Raw genomic sequence first — 19,364 nt, forward strand, 5'->3', positions numbered from 1 at the left:
AAACTGCGCTTGACGGTGATCCGTCAAGCGCAGTTTTTCTGTTGCGCCGCTCCCCTTTCCGAACGCCGTCAAGGCGCGCACAATCGGAATACGCCAGGAATCATGCTCGACCAAGAAGGAAGGTTCTGTGCGATGAAAGCCAAGGTTGGCGATTGGCTGGTCATCAAGGGAACGACAGTTGCACAGCCGGACCATCGTGGCTTGATCACCGAGGTGCGCTCCCCCGACGGGTCGCCGCCCTACGTCGTGCAGTGGGCCAGCGACCATGTGGCGACGGTGTTTCCGGGTCCCGACGCTCTTGTCGTGTCGTCACAGGAGATGGACGCCGCCGACACCCGGGCCGCACACCGGGTTCACTGAACCCGGTCGGTGACGTCGACCCAGGCCGTCGTATCGCGGCGGTGGTCGTGCATGTTGCGGCACTGACCGTATAGACGCGCGACCCCGAGGTTGGGGTAGTCGTCGTCGCGGTACACGATCGCGGTGACGCCGTCTTTGTTCAGGGTTTTACCGAACAGGTGCTGGTTGGGTGGCTGTCCTTCGGTCCAGCCGTGGGCCACCATCGCCGTGCCGATGTCCTGGAAGTAGGTGTCGGCGCGCGCGTCGGCGGGCACGGTGAAGTTCAGGTACACCGCACCCTGGTACGGCGGGTTGTCGCGGTCTTTGCAGGACATCAACAGGTAGCCCGCGGTGGCTTTCTGCAAATGCGCGACGTCGACGAGATGCCTTGCCTGCTCGACGACTTCGTTCTCGCTTTGCTCGTCGGACACCGGCTTGGCGGGCCGGTCGAGATCGGCAGGCGACGAATGAAGCCGACCTATCGCCAGGAATGCTCCGCCCAGCACCAGCGAAATCGATAACGCGGCGGCAAGCAGGGCTCGAGCGGCCGGCGACCGAAGCCATGCGGGTTGAACTGCGGCCACGCCTCAGGCTAACTCGTATCGCCGACCCGGTTAGCCGCCGAGCGCCGCGATGAGCTCCTTGATCTTGGCCGCCTCTTCGTCGGTGGGCTGCTCGTCGGCTTCGAGCGCGTCGAGAAGTTCCGCCGTCAGCCCGGCGCCGTTGGCGGTCTCCTGCGCGGACAGCTTGGCCCGGCGGCGCGTGACGTACAGCTGCTGGCCCAATGTCGCGCCGGGTCCTTCCGCGACCCGCTCCATCAGCTCGTCGTATTGGGTGCGAACCCCGCTGAGCGCCACGATGACCGACGGTGTCGACCGGCCTCGGGACGCCGCCTCGGTGAGCGCCGTCTGCAGCTTGCGCAGACCGGACAGAATCACCCCGGCGCGGCCGGCGAACTCTGGATCGCTGGAGTCCGGCAGGGCCTCGATCGACGCGGTGAACATCTGCATTGCCGCCTCGACCAAGCTGACAATGACGGGTGCCTCACCGTCATCCAGCGCGCCGTCGGCCTTGAATCGATTCATGGTGTCTGGGGCCTCACTGAATCTCCGTGTCGATGGTGATCACTCCACGTTGAGCGTGGTGGAGGACGTCGAAACGCTAGCGCGTCTGGAGCGTCGATACAAGGGTCGGCACCGCCGGGGCGCTATCCGGCCGGCGATTGCGCCGAACGCCGAGAAGTTTGTTTACAAGTTCGGGCCGGATTTCCGCTCTTGTGCAGGTGCCTTATAGCGGCCAGAGTGAATATATGACGGACCAGAAATTGATCGAGCACTGGATTCAGGGCTGTACGGTGCAGCGGATCATGTTCCGCGACGGTCTTGTCCTGAATCTCGAGGATTACAACGAACTCGTCATCTCCGCGCCGCTACGGCTGACTCTGCCGGCCACCCCCACCGCACCGAGCGAGGTCGTTTCGATCGACCCGAATGACCCGGCTGAGCAGGAGCGACCGCTGTTTGATTTCGCCGGGGCGACATGCACCGAGGTGCTCTGGGACGACGCGGGGGATTTGCACCTAGAGTTTTCCGACGGCCACCAGATCGACGTGCCGCCCGACGAGACCGTGACCGCGTGGGAACTCTACGGCAAGTACCACGGGTATGCCGCTTGCCTGGCCCGCGGGAAAGTGCGGGTAGTGCGCCACGACATGCCGGAGAATTTCGGCGAGGAGTAGCCCGGTGGATTTGCGTCGGCACTCCGCGGCAGCGCGCCGGTGGACATTCGCGGCGCAAACCTCATTTTGTTTGTGGTGACGTTTTATCGCCGCACAATGGGTCGCCGATCGGCGCAAGACATGCTTGGATCAGCCCCATGCAAGGGTCGGCGACAGTTCATATGGCAGCACCAGCGGAGAAGATCTGGAATCTGATTGCAGACGTCCGCAATACCGGGCGGTTCTCCCCCGAGACGTTCGAAGCCGAGTGGCTGGACGGCGCCACCGGTCCCGCGCTCGGCGCGCGATTCCGCGGACATGTCCGGCGCAACGAGATTGGGCCGGTGTACTGGACCACCTGCCGGGTCACCGCCTGTGATCCCGGGCGCGAGTTCGGCTTCGAGGTGCTCGTCGGTGACCGGCCCGTGAACACCTGGCACTACCGGTTGTCGCCCAGCGGGGACGGCACCGACGTGACCGAGTCGTTCCGGCTCGCTTCGTCGCCGCTGACCACCGTGTACTACTGGGTGTTCGGCGGCTGGCTGCGTCAGCGCCGCAACATCCGGGACATGACGAAGACGCTGCAACGCATCAAGGAAGTGGCCGAGAGCGAGTGACGGTCGAGAAATCGGTCTTCATCACCGGCGCCGGCAGCGGCATCGGCCGTGAAGGCGGGAGCATCCGCTGGATCGACCGTCTCGAGGGCATCAGCCCGGAGTTGGTGCGCGGCCGGATTGTCAAGGCGCTGCCCAGGATCGGCGCTGCCGGCGACGGAGGTTCGAGGTGAAAGGCAGGGTGCACTGGCTGGCGCTGCACGGGTTTGTCCGCGGAGTCGCCTCCGTCGCCGCCCGGCGAGGTGATCTGCAGTCGCGGCTGATCGCCGATCCCGCGGTGAAGGCGAATCCCGTGCCGTTCTACGAGGAGATCCGGCGGCGCGGCCCGTTGGTGCGAACCCGCATCGGCCATCTCACCGCGGATCACGCAGTGGCACATGAGCTTCTGCGATCGGACGACTTCCGGGTGCTCTCGATCGGGTCCAACTTGCCGGCGCCGCTGCGCTGGCTGGAGCGCCGCGCCCGCGACGACCTGCTGCACCCGCTGCGGCCGCCGTCGTTGCTGGCCGTCGAACCGCCGGAGCACACTCGCTACCGCAAGACCGTGTCGTCGGTCTTCACGCCTCGGGCGGTGGCCGCATTGCGGGATCGCGTCGAAGAGACCGCGAGCGCGCTCCTGGACCAGCTTGCCGGCGAGCCGGGTGTCGTCGACATCGTCGAGCGGTATTGCTCGCAGCTGCCGGTCGCGATCATCAGCGACATCTTGGGCGTGCCCGCACAGGACCGGGGCCACATCCTGGAGTTCGGTGAGTTGGCTGCGCCCAGTTTGGATTTCGGGCTCTCCTGGCAGCAATACCGGCAGGTGCAGGCGGGCATCGCGGGTTTCAACCGCTGGCTGGCCGAGCATCTGCGCCAGCTGCGGCGATCACCCGGCGACGATCTGATGAGCCAACTGATCCAGACGGCCGAAAGTGGTTCAGCAGAAACCTATTTGGACGAACACGAACTTCAAGCCACGGCCGGGCTGGTGTTGGCGGCCGGCTTCGAAACCACGGTGAACCTGCTGGGCAACGGAATTCGTTTGCTACTTGATGCGCCCGAGCATCTGCAGACGCTGCAGCAGCATCCGCACCTGTGGCCCAACGCGGTCGAGGAAATCCTGCGGCTGGAATCGCCGGTTCAGCTCACCGCGCGGGTGGCCGTCAAGGACACCGAAGTGGCCGAAACGGCCGTCATGCGCGGCGCGCTGGTGGTGATCTATCTCGGTGCCGCCAACCGCGACCCGGCGGTATTCGACGAGCCCGACCGCTTCGACCTCGAACGGGCCAATGCCAACCGGCATCTCGCGTTTTCCGGTGGGCGCCACTTCTGCCTTGGAGCAGCGCTGGCCCGAGCCGAGGGGGAGGTCGGGTTGCGGACCTTTTTCGAGCGCTTCCCCGAGGTGCGGCCGGCCGGGGCGGGCAGTCGACGCGACACCCGGGTGCTGCGAGGCTGGTCGTCGCTGCCGGTGGCGCTGGGCCCGGCGCGGTCGATGGCCGCGCGCTAACTATCGCCGCGAGACTGCCCGTACTGCGCCGAAACTGCGTCCACTGCTGGTTTTTCGCGAGCAGGACGCAGTGGGCGCAGTCTCGATATGGCCAACCTCGTCACGCGAGGCTGTCCGGGTCGGCCAGCGGGATCACGATGTGCGACGGGGTGGCCCCACCCTGATGGACCTGATAGCGACCACCGGCCAGGGCCCGACGCGACGGCTTGGTGGGCACCAGGTTCGGAAAGTCGTAGGTGGTCAACGTAAGACACAACCGGTGATCGGGGGCGATCAACGCGGCGGTGGGAAATATCTCGACGTCGTAGCGGGTCACCTCGCCCGGGACGACGGGCTCGACGGCGGCGCGGGTGCTCAGGTGGTGCGGGCGCAGCACGGTGCCGTCGTCCAGATACCAGGTGCGATCCGGGTCCAGCGCACGATGCGAGCCGAGCAGCGCGCCCTGCGTCATCGGCCGGCTGGCGCCGTCGGGCGCGACGTCATCCAGGTAGGCCACCCACAGCGTCTCCGTCGTGTTGGCCGTCGCGTGCAGGGTCAGCGTGATCGGCCCGGCCACCAGTGTGGGCGAGCCGAACGGCTCGGTGGTGTAGGTCAGCGCCCCACGCTGTAGCCGCCGACTGTCCAGGTCGTAGCGGATCCGCCCGCCGCGCTGGGCCGCGAAGAAGCTGTTCAAGCCCAGGGTCCACTGCTCCAGGCTGCGGCCCGCCAGCGGGCCCCGCGCCTTGTAGTTGAGTGTCACGGCGCATTCGTCGTCGACGGGTTCGCGGGTCAGGCGGCTTTCCGGGGACAGATAGAAGCGAGTGGGCGTCGCCTCGGCAACCGGATATTCACGGGCGTGACACCACTGCGAACTGCCGATCGCTTGGAAGGTGAACGGCGATCCCGTCAACGCCGCGTCGGGATCGTCCTTGAGCCAGTGGTCGAACCAGCGCAGCTGCAGTGAATTCAGGTGCAGGCCACCGAAATTCGAAACGTGATACCACGGCCCCATCAGCAGCCGAAATTTGTCGGACACCGACTGGCCCGGTTCCATCGGCGAGCGCTGCGGCCGGCCGGCGAAAGCGTTCTGCAGTGTGGCGTAGTTGAGCGGGGCCCCCCGTTGGAAGGCGTCGTGCCAGCCGCCGACCAGGAACACCGCTACACCGTTGGCGGCGATATCCCCGATGACGGCACCCGGCCGCATCGCGTCCCAGAAGGTCCCGTCGTACGCCACCTCGCCGCCCTTCATGGCGTCCGCGACCAGCGGGCCGAAGTAGCGGCGCTGGTCGCGACCGCGCTGCCGCACCGCGGTGAGCCCTCCGGATCGGGGCCGGGGATGCCCACCGGGGGTGAACAGCTCCAGCGTCGGGTTGACGACATTCAGCAGCGTGTAGACGGCGCCGTAGGCCCGGATGGTCCGCAAGTGCGGCACCCCGCCCATCGCCGCCGCGTCGCGGTAGAAGTCGTTCGCGGCCATCACCGGGAAGATGGCCTTCAGCGGCGAATCCGGCCCGACGGCGGCGGCGGTGAATAGCTGGTTGATCGCCAGGTAGGAGATACCGAACATGCCGACCCGGCCGCTGGAGTTGGGCAGCGTCGCCGCCCAGTTCACCAGCTCGACACCGTCTTGGGTCTGCTTGTCGCCGAACATCTGGAACGAACCGCCGGACGCGCCGGTGCCGCGGACGTCGACCATCGCCTCGATGTAGCCGCGTTTGATCAGATACGGCGTCGCGCCGCCGCCGATCTGCGCGGCCGGCGGCGGGGCCTTCTTGCCGTACGGCGTCACCGACAGCAGCACGGGAAACGGCCCGGTGGCGGGCCGCCCGGTGTCGAGGTCGGTCGGGTAATGGATGTCGGCGCGCAGCACGACGCCGTCGCTCATCGGGATTTCGACGTTGTGCCGCACAGCATGCCCGTAGACCGCGGGCCCCGGCGTCCAGGGCGAGAACGGCGAAGGACTCGCTTTGCGGGCGCGCACCGTAGCGGCCCGGCCGGCCACCGCCGTCGCGCCGAGAGCCGCTAGCGCCAACCCTGCCCGGCGCGCCAGCCGCAGCCCCCTTGTCTTGGGCATCGTTTTCCTCCCACATCGTCGGCTTCCCAGACTCTAGAGCGTGCCCATTAATGGACACGTGTCCAGCGGCTTGGTTATATTGCCGGCTGTGACCTTCGACACGATCATTCGCAACGGCGCATCCACCGCGGTGCTCGGCAAGCGGCGCACCGGCAGCTTCCTGCGCGCCAAGACCGTGGCGGCCCCGACGAAAGGTGAGTTGGCCCATGCCAGTTGAGGACGCCGTACGCGGGCTGTGGCAGGCGTTGTCGGATCGGGACTGGGATGCGGTCAAGACCTTCCTGTCGGCGGACTGCATCTACGTGGACATGCCGGTTGGGCCGGCCCTGGCGGCGCGCGGTCCCGACGACATCGTCAAACGCCTCAAGGTCGGTCTGGAACCGTTGGCGCACTACGAAAACCACGACGGGCTGCTGGTATCTAACGGCGTGGACGCGATGTATGAGCACTCCGAGACGTGGAAATGGGCCAGCGGCGAGACAGCGCTGCTCAAGTTCGTCAGCGTGCACCGCGTCGACGACGGCAAAGTGACGCTGTGGAAAGACTATTGGGACATGGGCAGCATGACCGCGCAGGCGCCGCCTACCTGGTTGGAGGATCTGGCGACGGCGGATACCAGCTGGATATTTGATGCGACAGCACTGATCTGAGCTGCTCAGATTGAGGTCAGCGTATTTCGCCGCGGATCACGCGGCGCGTACCGCACCTCGACGGGCTTACCGTCATAAAACATCCAGTTGGTTGCTCGCGTCGAACACAGCTTGCCGGTGAAGGGTCGGCCCTGCTGGTCCTGGAACGAATAGAAGACGCGATAGACGGTGGTGCTCGGTGTCGCGCCTCGGCGCGTCGTAATCCGGGTGACTGCACCCGCAGCCGATTGCCCATGGCGCGCAAGCCAGTTCGCGCGCGCGGCTCGCCATAGCGTCCAAAGGCACGGAGCGCCGCAAAGGAGCGCAAGCAGGAGGAAAAAGAAACTCCTGCCGACGACAAGCCACAGGAACACGCTGCAAAGGGTGACTGGGACCATCCATTGCAGCGAGCTGTGGCACCACGCCAGCCGCGTCCAGAAGGAGGAGATCTCTGCTCGCTCCGGCGGCAAGGGCGGCCACGTCTGTCTCACTTCTCGTGCCGTCCGTGCACGTCCAGACGCGGGGCTCGGCTGACCATGCCGCTGGTGGTGATCGCATCCTCGCAGCCGGTCGGAAGATCCTTGATCCGGCCCACGCTGAATAACTTACCCTCGGGCACCAACCAGGCCGATTAGCCCTTGGCCTCGACCAGCTCCTTGAGGCGCTTGAGGGTTTGCGCCGCATTGCGGCCCACCTGCCGCACCGCGACCCGATCGGCGATGTAGCCGAGGAGCCCGCCCGGCGCCTGATAGGACAGCCGGAAGACCACTTTGGTGCGGCCCTGCCCCGCGTCGCGCAGCCGGAACCGGCCGCGCAGGCTCACCCCGGTGATCCCTACCCAGGCCAGATCGCGGGCCTCGTCGAATTCGACCACCTCGACCAGGCCGCCGACCGGCACCGAGCCGATCTTCCAGTGCACGGTGTAGCGGGCGCCGACACCGGGCGGTTGCTCGTTGGCGGTCTCCCAGCGCTCCAGGCTGGTCATGAACAACGGGTAGCAGTCGGGGTCGCTGACCACCTTCCACACCGCGCCCCGTTCGGCGTCGATCACGCAACGGCGTTCGACACGCATCAGCCGAGCACCGGGAATCGACGTTCGGCAGCAAGCCGATCCACGCCCGCCTGCAGGCTCGCCATCACCTTGTCGTGCACAGCCTGATCGTCGCCGTCGACGTCGATGGGCTCTTGCACCTCGACCGCGATCTTGGCCGGCAGCGGAATGTGCCCGGCCAGGTCGCTGATGTTCAGCCCCCACGGCAACGCCAGCGAGATCGGAATGCTCTTGAGCCGCAGCAGTTTATCCGTCATCAGCAGCTTGGCCAGCCACTGCCCGCGGGACAGGAACAGCGCGGTCTCCTGGCCGCCGACGCTGGCGACCGGCACAATCGGCACACCGGTCTCACGCGCCAGCCGCACGTATCCCATCCGCCCGCCGAAGTCGACGGTGTGGCGTTCCCAGGACGGCCGGAACACTTCGTAGTCGCCACCGGGATAGACCAGCAACGCCGCCCCGGATTCCAGTGCCAGGCGAGCGTTTTCGGGATTGGCGGCGACGGTGCCGAACTTGCGCAGCCAGCCCAGCGGCGGCGCCGAGACGACGAGATTATGGGCCAGCTGGTAGAAGGGCCGCTCGACGCCGAAGTACGAACAGAACGCCAGCGTGAACACGAACGTGTCGGGCGGCACATTGCCGCCGCTGTGGTTGCCGACCAGCAGCACCGGCCCCTCGGCCGGGATGCGGTCCAGGCCGCGCACGTCGGCCCGGAAATACAGCGACGCCAGCAGCCAGGTCCCGGGCAGCTGGTCGCGGATGTAGTCGGGATCGCGCTGGTCGAGGTCGGCCGTGGGCACTCGCGACGCCACCTGCGTGCGGACCCACTCCAGCACATCGCCGAGTCCGGCCATAACCGCCGTTTATACCCAGCCTCGCGTCACGTCAAACGCCGTAGATGCGTGCCGCGTTGGCATGCCCGATCAGGTCGACCACCCGGATCGCGTCGCGTTCACTCCACACGTCGTCAGCCACGAAACGACTCAATACCCGGCCAATACCCCTGCGCCACAACGCCGCACCGAGAAAATGCAGCTCCGCCGGACCGAACCCGTCCGACGAGTAGACGATCTTGCGGAACGGCGCCAGCTCTAGCAGCCGGGCGATGAACGCCGGAGCGCGGGCCCCCAGGTAGTTGATCGAGAGCCCGCCGTCGAGGTAGACGTTGTTGAACGCCTGCGCCAGATAGCCGGCTTCGCGCTCGTAGGGATAGCAATGCAGCAGCACGATCGGCGTGTCACCCGACCGGCGCAGGAAGTCCAGCAGATACAGCGGGTTGGCCAGGTGCAGATCGCAGTCCCGGTCGCCGAACCCGACGTGGAACTGCAGCGGCTTGCCCAGCCGCAGCGCCTGGTGCAGCCCGAACCGCAGCAGGACCCGGTCGCGCAGTCGGGTGCCGCCGCGCTGACGCCACCGGGCCGCGGCGTCGCTGACCTCCGCAGCCGACGGCTCGGTCAAGTCACCGGCGAATCCGCCGCGGTAAGCCAGGATGGATTTGGTGCCGACGGCAGTCACCGTGCGCCGGTGCAGGATCTCCTCGAACGCCGAAGCGTAGTCGCCGGGCGCCTGCGCGGCCTGCTCGGCCACCTGCTCCAGACGTACCACCTCGTGCGCGCGTGTTGCGGACAGGTCGGCGAGCCGTTGTACGTCGGCGACACCCTCGGCGTACCCGGTGTCCACCAGCCAGTCCGATACGCCGGCGGCCCGCAGGAAAATACCGGCCAGCTCGAGCTCGCTGAACTGGCACCGTCGCTCCCAATACTCGTCGGCGCCAGCGTGTTTGGCCAAGCCGAGAAGCGGCGCGCAGTGGGCACGCACCGCAAACCCGAGTTGCGAGTCGAATCCGGAGTCGAAATCGGCCAGCGGTTCGGTGTTGGCCTCGTTGAGGCCGTTCTCGAACCGCGCCCGGTCCCCCGCCGCCAGCCAGCAACCGTGGACATGCTGATCGACCAGCGGCACGTCGGCCACATGCCGCGCCAGCTCAGACACGCTCACACGCTCCAAGCCATCCGGAACTTGTCTGCCAGCTCCGCGGGATCCAGGTGCGCGTAGCGCTCGTGCTCGAGACGGCGGACGGCGACAATCACGTCGACTGCGGGGTCGCCCAGAATGGTCCGCATCCGAGCTGAATTGTCCAGTGCGGCAATGGCTTCCGGTTGTGCCTGGGGCAGCTGGACGACGCAGTCGCGGTTGCGGTCGGAATCCGAGAGTGCCGCCGGGTCCACCGTGGTTTCCGGCGACAGTGTCGCGTTGCGGGTAATTCCGTCCAGTGCCAGCCCGAGAATCGCCGCCGACGCGAAATACGGGTTGGCCGACGGGTCGACCACCTTCACTTCGACGTTCCCGCCGTACGGGTTGGCCGGGCCCTCGGCGACGAAACGCAGTGCCGCTTCCCGGTTCTCGGCGCCCCAGCACGCGTAAGCGCCGGCCCAATTGCCGGGCCGGGTCCGCAAACCGGACACGATCGAGCCGCACAGGACTCCCTGTGCCTCCGGCAATCCGTCGAGCACACCGGCCAGCGCACTCTCGCCGGCCGCCGTCATGCCATGCGCGCCGCTCCCGCCGGAGAACAGCGGCCCCTCGCTGGTTGTCAGCGAAAAATGCTGGTGTGCACCGGATCCCACGCTGTCTGCGAACGGCGCCGGCGACAAGCTGACCCGCAGCCCGTGCCGCCGAGCCGCCCGGCCGATGAGAATCCGGGTCAGCACCAACTGATCGGCGGCCGCCACAGGCGATTGCGGCGTCAACGAGATCTCGAACTGGTTGACGCCGTACTCGGGATGGAACTGCTCGATTCCCACACCGGCCACGGTGGCGGCGGCGGACACGTCACGAACGAACGCCTCGCGCTCGAGGACACCAGCCAGACCGTAGGGCGCCCACAGCGTGGACGGCAGCCTGCCGCCGTCGGGATCGACCAACATGAATTCGATTTCGTGCCCGACGACGGCGTTGATGCCCTGCTCGGCCAGCGCTGCCTCGACCCGCTGCAGCGTCCCGCGACTACACGCCGGAACCGGCGTGCCGTCCTGCTCGAAGAATCCGGCCGGTGCCCAGGCCAGCCCGTCGCCGATGATGCGCAGCGCGGACGGATCGATGCGGACACGCTGATCACCGACCACGCCGATGCGGTCGGTGAACGCGATGCCGGTCTGGTCGATGGCGAAGGCATGCCAGACCAGGCTGGCGCCCATGCCCGGCACGGCGAATGTGTTGGTGCGACGTATCGGCACCGCCTTGGCCAGGATGAGCCCGGCCGGGTTGACGACGGTGCCGACGACCGCATCCACCCCTTCGGCCTCCAGCTGCGCGATTGCGGCGGCGGCAAGCGGGGCGGTGGTCACGCGCGGCGGATCAGGCTCGGCTGGGCAGCGTCAGTTTGCAGGTCTGCCCGATGTCCAGGGTTCGCAGCACACGCCCCATCCCGACCCACAGCGCGCATGACAACGCCAGGTCGGCGAGCAGCTCGTCGGAAAAGTGCTCGCGGCAGCGCTGCCAGAAGTCCTCGTCGTCGCGCAGCACGGTGTGCTCGGTGGCGAACCGGTGCGCGAATTCTGCGGCCAACCGCTCCTGCTCGCTGTATCCCGGCCAGGTCCGCCACTCCAAGGCGTGCGCGTACAGCTCTTCGTCCACCCCGGCCGTGGGTCCGTCGGCGTCGCGGGTGTTGACGCAGACCTCGCATTCGTTGTCGTGCGCGATCACCGTCCGCGCGAGTTCGCGGGTGCGCATCGGCAGCCGGCTGCGGTTGTACACGGCGTCGCTGAATGCTCCGATGGCGGCGCCGAGTTCGGGTGATTTGAGGATCCAGCCGGCCAGGTCGTCGTCAGGGAATGTTCCGATTCGGCTCATGGCGGGATGGTACGCCACCGGTGAGTTGTCGGCGGCCCTCATGCCAATCACGTTGGGCGACAACCCGGTGTGCGATCCGATCGAGGGCCGCTTCGACCTGCGCGCGGTCCGGCCGGCCCTCGAAGCCGGGAACCCGGGCCAGTTTGTCGATGACCCAGTCCCGGATCAGTTTCGACACGAACTCGACCTGCTGGACACCGGCCGGCGTGAGCCACAGCCGGTCGATATCGCGTGCCGCGTAACCGGCGCGCACCACGGCGTCGAAGACCGGCTCGAGAACTTCGTAGGGCACCCCCAAGTCGTCGCCGATGTCGGTCAGCCGCGCCGCGCCGAATATCCGGGCATACCGGTGGATTCGCAACACGGCCCACAGGCCGGCCACGTCGAGTCGGCAATCCGGGCGCATGGCAATGCTGCGCAGCCGCATACCGGGGGTCCCCTGCAGCATGCGCCCGATCGCGGACTCCAGCAGTTCCTCAGACGTCTGGGCGGTCGGCATCGCGAATCCGTCGCCCATGTCGGCGGCCCTGTTGCCGATATCGCGCAGCGGAACCTCCCGCAGGAACAGCGCCAACACGAACCCGACCGCGGCGACCGGCGCCGCCCACAGGAACACCTTGGACAGCGAATCGGCATAGGCCGCGACGATCGGGGCCGCGACGTCATGCGGCAGGCGGTGGAGCAGTTCCGGCGAACTCGCCGCGGCGGCAGAGGTTCGGCTGGCCGCCAGCGCCGGGCCAAGCCGGCTGTGCAGGAAGTTCATGAACAGCGAGCCGAATATCGCCGCACCGAACGAGCTGCCGATCGTGCGGAAGAACGTCACGCCCGACGTGGCGACGCCGAGGTCGTCGAAGCTCGACGTGTTCTGCACGATCAGGACCAGCACCTGCATGCACAGCCCGATCCCGGCGCCCAGGATGACCAGATACAGCGACTGCAGCAATGTCGACGTCGACGGCCCCATGCGCGACAACAGCACGAACGCGAGCACCATCACCGCGGTGCCGGCGATTGGGAAGAACTTGTACCGCCCGGTCCGGCCGACCAGCACACCGCTGCTCATCGAGGTGGTCAGCATGCCGAGGACCATCGGCAGCGTGCGAAGACCCGACGTCGTCGCCGACACGCCGTCCACGAACTGCATGTAGGTCGGCAAGAAGGTCAGCGCACCCAACATGGCGAATCCGACCACGAACGACAGCACACAGCACACGGTGAACACCGGGCTGGCGAACAGCCGCAGTGGCAGAATCGGTGCCGCCGAACGGCTTTCCACCCAGACGAAGACGCCGAGCGCGACGGCGGAGCCGGCGAACAGCCCGATGATCGTCGCCGATCCCCACGGATAGGTGGTGCCGCCCCAGCTGGTGGCCAGCGTCAGGCCCGCGGCGCCGAGTCCGACGAAAACGATTCCGGCATAATCGATTACGGGCCTGACGCGCTCGGCCAGCGCCGGGATGGTCGCCGCGGCCACGAAGAACACCACCACCGACACCGGCACGTTGATCCAAAATGCCCACCGCCAGGTCAGGTCGTCGGTGAAGTAGCCGCCCAGCAGCGGACCGACCACCGTGGTGACGCCGAATACCGCGCCCAGGGCGCCCTGGTAGCGGCCGCGTTCGCGCAGCGGAATCACTTCACCGATCAGCGCGGTGGCGGTCACCGTGAGGCCGCCGCCGCCGATGCCCTGCAGGGCGCGGGCCAGCACCAGCATGACCATCGAGTGCGACAGTCCGCACAGGATCGAGCCGACGACGAAGAACACCACGGCGGCCTGGAACACCGTCTTGCGGCCGAACAGGTCCCCGAGCTTGCCGACCAGCGCGGTGACGATCGTGGAGGCCAGCAGATAGCTGGTGACCACCCAGGACTGATGTCCGGCCCCGCCGAGGTCGGCGACGATCGTCGGCAGCGCCGTCGCCACGATGGTCTGGTCCAGCGCGGCGAGCAGCATGCCGAGCACAATCGCCAGAAAGATCAGATTGCGCCGCTTCGGGCTGATCAGCGCGCCCCCCGGCACCGCGTCTGCGCCGGCCGTCGCCGGAGCAGTCGGTGCCGTCATACCAGCCTTTCTTACCTCATGTCGTCGGCGGTCGGGCGACGCATTGTGCGCTGTAGAGGGCTTCGCCGAGCTTATCCATCAGCTCGAGTTGCGTTTGGAGGTAGTCGATGTGGTCTTCCTCGTCGGCCACGATCTTTTCGAAGATGGTGGCGCTGGTGCTGTCTTGCTTCTCCCGGCACAGCACGATCGCCGGCTTGAGGCGGTTGACCACCTCGAGCTCGAGGGCCAGGTCGCTCTCGAATTGTTCGCGCAGCGTCTGGCCGACCCGCAGCGAGCCGATGCGCTGATAGTTGGGCAGACCGTCGAGCAGCAAAATGCGGTCGGTCACCATTTCGGCGTGTCGCATCTCGTCGAACGACTCCGCGCGCGTGTGCGACGCCAGTTCGGTGAAACCCCAGTTTTCTTGCATTTTGGAGTGCAAAAAATATTGGTTGATAGCGGTGAGTTCACTGGTCAATTGCTCGTTGAGCAGGCGCAAAACATCGGGGTCACCTTGCATTGTCACTCCTCATACAGCGTGCCGTGCGTACCGACGGCTAACGCTACAACAGGTCAAAACCCTTGTCACCCAAGGTAATACTCACTTCGGTCAGCTTTCCCTAAGTAAAGCAAGGCTATGTTGAACGCGCGCAAAGCCCGTTGCCGATTATCGGGAAATCGCCTCGCGACCGCTCAGTAGAAGTTCGTCGGCGCGGCGGTCTGGGTTGGCCCGCGGGCGCCCCGGGCGGGCCGACTCGCCGGCCGCGGACTTAGGTTAGACTTCGCTAACCGACTTAGGTTAGACTCCACTAACATGAGGCCCGTTCACCTCGGAGTCCACCGCGCTACCGCGCCGGGGGTGTGTTGATGTACGTCTGCCTGTGCGTCGGCGCCACCAGCCACACCGTGTCCGAGTGTGTCGCCCGTGGTGCCTCTACGTCCAAGGAAGTGGCCGCAGCCTGCGGAGCAGGCGCCGACTGCGGGCGCTGCAGACACAACCTGCGGGCGATCATCGCGGCGGCCCGCCAACTCGAAACCAGCGCCTCGTAGTCGTCGATCAGCTCCCGCGCCGGCCGGTGAAGTCGGCCAGCGCCGCGGCGTTGGCGTGCGAACCCATCAGCTCGGCGAAGTGCGCGTTTTCCCGGGCGCTCGCGGCGGCGATTCCCGGGCGCAGCGGCTCCACCATCGTGTGCTTGACCGCTATCAGGCTCGAAATCGGCCGCGAGGCAAGGATTTCTGCGTGCCGATGAGCCTCGGTGAGCAGATCGGCCGGCTCGCACACCTTCCAAACCAGGCCCATCCGCAGGGCTTCGTCGGCGTCCACCCACTCCGAGGACATCAGCAGCCAGGCGGCGTTCTGCCGGCCGACCAGCTGCGGCAACAGGTACGACGAGGCCGCCTCCGGCGCGACGCCCAGGCTGGTGAACGGGCACTTCAGCCGGGCCGTGGAGGACATGAACGCCAGGTCGGCGTAGCCGAGGATGGTGGCGCCGATTCCTACCCCGACACCGTTGACGGCGCAGATCAGCGGCTTGGGAAACCGGGTCAGCGCGTCGATCAGCGCAGTGAAGTTGGACTCTCCGCCCAAGCTGGGGTCGCTGATCCGCGCCTGCATCTCCTTGAGGTCATTGCCGGCACTGAACGCGCGTCCGGCCCCGGTCAACACGACGACCGCGACGTCGGGGTCGTCGGCCGCGGCCGACAGCGCCTCGGCGGTGGCGGCGTAGAGCGTTTCGTTGAACGCGTTGAGCGCCTCCGGGCGGTTCAGCGTCAGCGTGCGCACCTTGTTGGCGTCGTCGATCTGCAATATCACGGCTACCTCCTAAGCCTCTTTGTCGCCAAACAGAAGCCACGGTTGTGATGTCGCGGCGATCGCAGCCATAGCTTCTGTTTCGCGATCAAACTGGTCACACAAACGGTGTCTTCAGCACGTAGCGGCTGGTGGGGACGGTGTCGATGTTCTCGTTGGCGCCGAACGCCGACGTGCTGGCCACCATCCGGCTCACCCGGTCCTGCAGGTCGGCATCGTCGGCGGCCCCGAAGAAGGCCTTCAGATCGGTGGTGGCCCCGGCCGGGAACAGCTCCTCGACGATGCCTGCGATGGGCGGCGCATCGGGGGTCAGCGTGCGCACCACCCAGTTCTGGGTGTAGCCGAACGTCGCCTGGGTCTCGATCGCGACCGGGGTGTGGTCGCGCTGCCAGCGGGCCAGCCAGCTGTCCTGGTCCAGCCCGGCGGGTCGTCGCAGCAGCGCGACGTTAGCCAAACCCGTTGTGCGGCCGCCGAGTTCGAGTGGCGCCGGCAGCGGAACGGACTCGGTGACCAGATACGCGGCGAGCTGGTCGCACTCGGCGTCCAACAGCGTGAGCGCGGCGGCGGTCTGATCACCGTAGCACTGCTGCGTCCACAGGCTCACCACCGCGACCACCGGCGGGTCGAGCGTGGTCAATGTCATCAGCGAGTCACGCACCGCGCTGTCGCGGACGTTGACCGCCAGCCCGGGCACCCCCAGCGCCAGAATGGCGTCGGCGACCGGTCCGCGCTGACGGGCGCACCAGTCGTCGTCGCACTCGGCGGCCCGCAGTAGGGCGATGACCTTTTCCACTACTGCTCCCGGGCCCACCGCGGCTGGATGAACACGCCCTGCGCTTCGACGGTGACGCCCTCGTCGTCGGCGAGGTGGCCCGCCGCGAACGTCTTCACGCCGTCGACGCGGGTGGTGCTTGCCTCGGCATGCAGGCGGCCCAGCCGGGTGGCCCGCACATAGCGCAACGTGATGGTGCCGGTGAACCGCGGATTGACGCCGTCACTGGCCGCCTCGCCCAGCACATGGTCGAGCACCAGGGCCGCGACTCCCCCATGCACGTGACCGGGCGGGCCTTCGTACGCGGCACCCAGCTCGAAGTCGCACCAGACCTTGCCCGACGACGGGTCGTGCTGCATTACCAACGGCGGCGCGACGGGGTTGCGCACCCCGATCGCGACGTTGCCCCACGCCATCCGCTCACCGGTGGCCAGATAGCGCACCCCGTATGTGCCGTCGAGCTGCTTTTGGCGCAAACGTGCTGTCGCCGAGTCGATTTCGGCCTTGGCCGCCGCGACCGCTTCGGCGTCCACTTCGGTGCGGACCGTGGCGTCGATCAGCTCGCGCACCGAGGAGGCCAGCGGCTCGTAGACGGCCCGTAACCGCTCGACCTCGGCAGCGCTGAGGTTCTCCAGTGTGAAGTCCAGCATGACCAACTAGAACATGTTCTCATTGCGGGCCCACGATCGGGTCGGCTGCTAGCGGACCAGGCGTACCTGCTGGTCGGCGCTGACCAACTCCCCGATGATCGCGGCCAGCTGCCGGTACGGCGCCTCACGCCCGCTCGACGAGCGGAACACCAGCCCGATCCGTCGTCCCGGGCGGGGTGTGGCGAACTGCGCCAGCCCCAGCCGGCTGCGGGCCGCCTCCACCGAGACCGCGCTCTGTGGGATCAGCGTCACGCCCAGCCCGCCAGTCACGCACTGCACCGCGGTGGCCAGTGAGGCGGCCCGGGTGTTGGCGAGCTCGGCGCGCACACCCGCCTTGCGGCAGACGTCGAGCGCCTGGTCGCGCAGGCAGTGACCCTCGTCGAGCAGCAGCAACGGGAGCTGCGCCAGTGCGGTCGGCGGCACCCGCCGCTTGCCCGACAGCGGATGCCCGGGCGGCAGCGCCAGCACGAAGTCCTCGTCGTAGATCGGGATCTCGGTCACCCCGGCCGCCTCGGACGGCAGGGCGATCAACGCGGCGTCCACCGAACCTTCCCGCAATGCGGCCAGCAGCCGTTCGGTCTGGTCCTCGATCACCCGCAGGGTGAGCCCGGGAAGCCGGTCGGCCAATCCCGACAGCACCGTCGGCAGCACGTAGGGCGCCACGGTCGGGATGAGTCCCAGCCGCATGGTGCCCTGCAGCGGGTCGGACGCGCCCGCCGCCGCAGCGGCGAACTCCTCGACGGCCTCGATCGCCGTCTGCGCGTACGGCAGCAGCTGCCGACCCTCGGCTGTCAAGAAGACACGCCGGGTCGAGCGCTCGACCAGCTGCACGCCCAGTCCGGTCTCCAGCGCCGAGAGGGCTTGCGACAACGTCGACTGACTGACGCCGAGAGCCGTTGCGGCACTGCTGAAATGCTGTTTCTCCGCCACCGCGACGAACGCCCGCAGGCCGGCGACCGTCGGTTGATAACTCTTATCGGTCATACCTATTAGTATAGTGGGAAATATCACCTTTAATTCTAGGTTGACTTTGGGCACGATGGTTCTGAGACAGAAGTCCCACTTAGACCCGATCGTGACCAAAGGAGTGACATGGCACTGCTGACCATCGGTGACCAGTTCCCGGCCTACCAGCTGACCGCCCTCATCGGCGGTGACCTGTCGAAGGTCGACGCCAAGCAGCCGGGCGACTATTTCACCACCATCACCAGCGACGACTACGAAGGCAAGTGGCGGGTGATCTTCTTCTGGCCGAAGGACTTCACGTTCGTCTGCCCGACGGAGATCGCCGCGTTCGGCAAGCTGAACGACGAGTTCGAGGACCGCGACGCCAAGGTGCTCGGCGTCTCGGTGGACAGCGAATTCGTGCACTTCCAGTGGCGCGCCCAGCACGAGGACCTGAAGAAGCTGCCGTTCCCGATGCTGTCGGACATCAAGCGCGAGCTCGTCGAGGCCACCGGCGCGCTCAACAAAGACGGTGTCGCCGACCGGGTGACGTTCATCGTCGACCCGAACAACGAGATCCAGTTCGTCTCGGTGACCGCCGGTTCGGTGGGCCGCAACGTCGACGAGGTGCTGCGGGTGCTCGACGCGCTGCAGTCCGACGAGCTGTGCGCCTGCAACTGGCGCAAGGGCGACCCGACGATCGACGCGGGCGAAGAGCTGAGGAAGTCGGCGTGAGCATCGACAACCTCAAAGAGGCCCTGCCCGAGTACGCCAAGGACCTCAAGCTCAACCTGGGCTCGATCACCCGCAGCACGGCGCTGAGCGAGGAGCAGCTGTGGGGCACGCTGCTGGCCAGCGCCGCGGCCACCCGAAATGACCGGGTGCTCAGCGAGATTGGCGCCGAGGCCGCGGATTATCTGTCGGCCGAGGCATACCAGGCCGCGCTGGGTGCCGCATCGATCATGGGCATGAACAACGTGTTCTACCGTGGCCGCGGCTTTTTGGACGGCCAGTACGACGACCTGCGGCCCGGGTTGCGGATGAACATCATCGGCAACCCGGGTGTCGACAAGGCCAACTTCGAGCTGTGGTCGTTTGCGGTGTCTTCCATCAACGGGTGTTCGCACTGCGTGGTCGCCCACGAGCACACGCTGCGGGAGGCCGGCGTCGACCGGGAGACGATTTTCGAAGCGCTCAAGGCCGCCGCGATCGTGGCCGGCGTGGCGCAGGCGATCACCACGGCGCAGACGCTGGCGGCCTGATGTCCTCCTTTGCCGCGAGCGTGCGTGGTTGTACGCGCTGAACGGCGTGTCGGTGTACAACCGCGCACGCTGACCGGAAAATACCCACGGTGAGGTGACGGCGTGAAGCGGCCCGCAGGGCTGGTGGAGCGGGTGGTGTTGGAATG

24 protein-coding genes and 1 pseudogene are annotated in these 19,364 nt (G+C 67.1%); 10 read left to right on the forward strand and 15 right to left on the reverse strand.

Annotated features, from left to right (window positions below):
• Nucleotides 1-132: 132 nt before the first annotated feature.
• A complete protein-coding gene (locus AWC14_RS09895) occupies nucleotides 133-360 on the forward strand; it encodes a DUF1918 domain-containing protein (RefSeq protein ID WP_045378658.1) in 228 nt (75 codons plus the stop codon).
• Here AWC14_RS09895 and AWC14_RS09900 read toward each other — a convergent pair.
• Nucleotides 354-923 (reverse strand): hypothetical protein, encoded by a 570-nt coding sequence (locus AWC14_RS09900; protein WP_193393810.1) that lies wholly within the window; start codon nucleotides 921-923, stop codon nucleotides 354-356. The two genes, AWC14_RS09895 and AWC14_RS09900, sit on opposite strands and share 7 nt — an antisense overlap.
• A 30-nt stretch (nucleotides 924-953) precedes the next feature.
• Nucleotides 954-1,424, reverse strand: a complete 471-nt coding sequence (locus tag AWC14_RS09905) for a hypothetical protein (RefSeq protein ID WP_069601512.1) — start codon at nucleotides 1,422-1,424, stop codon at nucleotides 954-956.
• A gap of 224 nt (nucleotides 1,425-1,648) precedes the next feature.
• Here AWC14_RS09905 and AWC14_RS09910 point away from each other — a divergent pair, with 224 nt between their 5' ends.
• The 4 genes and pseudogenes from AWC14_RS09910 (at nucleotide 1,649) to AWC14_RS09920 (ending at nucleotide 4,156) form a co-directional block, all read left to right on the forward strand.
• Complete coding sequence (locus tag AWC14_RS09910; RefSeq protein WP_045378661.1) at nucleotides 1,649-2,077, forward strand: DUF6188 family protein; 429 nt, start codon at nucleotides 1,649-1,651, stop codon at nucleotides 2,075-2,077.
• Between the two features lie 85 nt (nucleotides 2,078-2,162).
• Nucleotides 2,163-2,673 (forward strand): annotated as a pseudogene (locus AWC14_RS09915) (SRPBCC family protein).
• A complete protein-coding gene (locus AWC14_RS28610; RefSeq protein WP_156419158.1) occupies nucleotides 2,670-2,843 on the forward strand; it encodes a hypothetical protein in 174 nt (57 codons plus the stop codon). Before AWC14_RS09915 ends, AWC14_RS28610 begins: the two are co-directional and overlap by 4 nt.
• Nucleotides 2,840-4,156, forward strand: coding sequence for a cytochrome P450 (locus AWC14_RS09920; protein ID WP_045378666.1), 1,317 nt, complete (start codon nucleotides 2,840-2,842; stop codon nucleotides 4,154-4,156). The genes AWC14_RS28610 and AWC14_RS09920 overlap by 4 nt, the downstream gene beginning before the upstream one ends.
• Before the next feature lie 100 nt (nucleotides 4,157-4,256).
• Here AWC14_RS09920 and AWC14_RS09925 read toward each other — a convergent pair whose 3' ends face one another.
• Nucleotides 4,257-6,020 (reverse strand): CocE/NonD family hydrolase, encoded by a 1,764-nt coding sequence (locus AWC14_RS09925; RefSeq protein ID WP_045378738.1) that lies wholly within the window; start codon nucleotides 6,018-6,020, stop codon nucleotides 4,257-4,259.
• A 277-nt stretch (nucleotides 6,021-6,297) separates the two neighbouring features.
• Between AWC14_RS09925 and AWC14_RS29960 the strand changes: the two genes are divergently transcribed.
• A complete protein-coding gene (locus AWC14_RS29960; RefSeq protein ID WP_268811711.1) occupies nucleotides 6,298-6,426 on the forward strand; it encodes a hypothetical protein in 129 nt (42 codons plus the stop codon).
• On the forward strand, nucleotides 6,416-6,859 hold the full coding sequence (locus AWC14_RS09930; RefSeq protein WP_045378669.1) for a nuclear transport factor 2 family protein: 444 nt from the start codon (nucleotides 6,416-6,418) through the stop codon (nucleotides 6,857-6,859). The genes AWC14_RS29960 and AWC14_RS09930 overlap by 11 nt, the downstream gene beginning before the upstream one ends.
• 5 nt (nucleotides 6,860-6,864) lie before the next feature.
• Here the strand turns inward: AWC14_RS09930 and AWC14_RS09935 are convergent, their stop codons facing one another.
• The 8 genes from AWC14_RS09935 to bfr form a co-directional block, all read right to left on the reverse strand.
• Entirely contained in the window at nucleotides 6,865-7,212 is a 348-nt protein-coding gene (locus tag AWC14_RS09935; RefSeq protein WP_142281643.1) for a DUF3592 domain-containing protein, read from the reverse strand.
• Nucleotides 7,213-7,469: 257 nt separating this feature from the next.
• A complete protein-coding gene (locus AWC14_RS09940; RefSeq protein WP_045378672.1) occupies nucleotides 7,470-7,910 on the reverse strand; it encodes an SRPBCC family protein in 441 nt (146 codons plus the stop codon).
• Nucleotides 7,910-8,743 carry a lysophospholipid acyltransferase family protein gene (locus tag AWC14_RS09945; protein WP_045378675.1) on the reverse strand — a complete coding sequence of 278 codons (834 nt, stop codon included), beginning with the start codon at nucleotides 8,741-8,743 and terminating at the stop codon, nucleotides 7,910-7,912. The genes AWC14_RS09940 and AWC14_RS09945 overlap by 1 nt, the downstream gene beginning before the upstream one ends.
• 31 nt (nucleotides 8,744-8,774) lie before the next feature.
• Nucleotides 8,775-9,893 (reverse strand): amidohydrolase family protein, encoded by a 1,119-nt coding sequence (locus tag AWC14_RS09950; RefSeq protein ID WP_142281644.1) that lies wholly within the window; start codon nucleotides 9,891-9,893, stop codon nucleotides 8,775-8,777.
• Complete coding sequence (locus AWC14_RS09955; protein WP_045378681.1) at nucleotides 9,881-11,233, reverse strand: type I glutamate--ammonia ligase; 1,353 nt, start codon at nucleotides 11,231-11,233, stop codon at nucleotides 9,881-9,883. Before AWC14_RS09955 ends, AWC14_RS09950 begins: the two co-directional genes overlap by 13 nt.
• Before the next feature lie 10 nt (nucleotides 11,234-11,243).
• Nucleotides 11,244-11,738, reverse strand: a complete 495-nt coding sequence (locus AWC14_RS09960) for a carboxymuconolactone decarboxylase family protein (protein ID WP_045378684.1) — start codon at nucleotides 11,736-11,738, stop codon at nucleotides 11,244-11,246.
• On the reverse strand, nucleotides 11,713-13,800 hold the full coding sequence (locus AWC14_RS09965) for an MDR family MFS transporter (protein WP_045378687.1): 2,088 nt from the start codon (nucleotides 13,798-13,800) through the stop codon (nucleotides 11,713-11,715). Before AWC14_RS09965 ends, AWC14_RS09960 begins: the two co-directional genes overlap by 26 nt.
• A gap of 16 nt (nucleotides 13,801-13,816) precedes the next feature.
• On the reverse strand, nucleotides 13,817-14,299 hold the full coding sequence (bfr, locus tag AWC14_RS09970; protein WP_045378690.1) for a bacterioferritin: 483 nt from the start codon (nucleotides 14,297-14,299) through the stop codon (nucleotides 13,817-13,819).
• A gap of 347 nt (nucleotides 14,300-14,646) precedes the next feature.
• Between bfr and AWC14_RS09975 the strand changes: the two genes are divergently transcribed.
• Nucleotides 14,647-14,829 (forward strand): (2Fe-2S)-binding protein, encoded by a 183-nt coding sequence (locus tag AWC14_RS09975; protein WP_081968140.1) that lies wholly within the window; start codon nucleotides 14,647-14,649, stop codon nucleotides 14,827-14,829.
• A 7-nt stretch (nucleotides 14,830-14,836) separates the two neighbouring features.
• On the opposite strand, the gene AWC14_RS09980 is transcribed toward AWC14_RS09975, so the two are convergent.
• The 4 genes from AWC14_RS09980 to AWC14_RS09995 form a co-directional block, all read right to left on the reverse strand.
• Nucleotides 14,837-15,592, reverse strand: a complete 756-nt coding sequence (locus AWC14_RS09980) for an enoyl-CoA hydratase/isomerase family protein (RefSeq protein ID WP_045378693.1) — start codon at nucleotides 15,590-15,592, stop codon at nucleotides 14,837-14,839.
• 94 nt (nucleotides 15,593-15,686) lie between these two features.
• A complete protein-coding gene (locus tag AWC14_RS09985; RefSeq protein WP_045378697.1) occupies nucleotides 15,687-16,382 on the reverse strand; it encodes an EthD domain-containing protein in 696 nt (231 codons plus the stop codon).
• Nucleotides 16,382-17,011, reverse strand: coding sequence for a PaaI family thioesterase (locus tag AWC14_RS09990; RefSeq protein ID WP_045378700.1), 630 nt, complete (start codon nucleotides 17,009-17,011; stop codon nucleotides 16,382-16,384). The genes AWC14_RS09985 and AWC14_RS09990 overlap by 1 nt, the downstream gene beginning before the upstream one ends.
• Before the next feature lie 48 nt (nucleotides 17,012-17,059).
• On the reverse strand, nucleotides 17,060-17,995 hold the full coding sequence (locus AWC14_RS09995; RefSeq protein WP_045378703.1) for a hydrogen peroxide-inducible genes activator: 936 nt from the start codon (nucleotides 17,993-17,995) through the stop codon (nucleotides 17,060-17,062).
• A gap of 108 nt (nucleotides 17,996-18,103) precedes the next feature.
• Here AWC14_RS09995 and AWC14_RS10000 point away from each other — a divergent pair, with 108 nt between their 5' ends.
• Nucleotides 18,104-18,691 carry a peroxiredoxin gene (locus AWC14_RS10000; RefSeq protein ID WP_045378706.1) on the forward strand — a complete coding sequence of 196 codons (588 nt, stop codon included), beginning with the start codon at nucleotides 18,104-18,106 and terminating at the stop codon, nucleotides 18,689-18,691.
• Complete coding sequence (locus AWC14_RS10005) at nucleotides 18,688-19,218, forward strand: alkyl hydroperoxide reductase (RefSeq protein WP_045378709.1); 531 nt, start codon at nucleotides 18,688-18,690, stop codon at nucleotides 19,216-19,218. Before AWC14_RS10000 ends, AWC14_RS10005 begins: the two co-directional genes overlap by 4 nt.
• Nucleotides 19,219-19,364: the final 146 nt, after the last annotated feature.

Origin of the sequence: Mycobacterium kyorinense (assembly GCF_002101735.1) — a bacterium.
Lineage (GTDB): Bacteria > Actinomycetota > Actinomycetes > Mycobacteriales > Mycobacteriaceae > Mycobacterium > Mycobacterium kyorinense.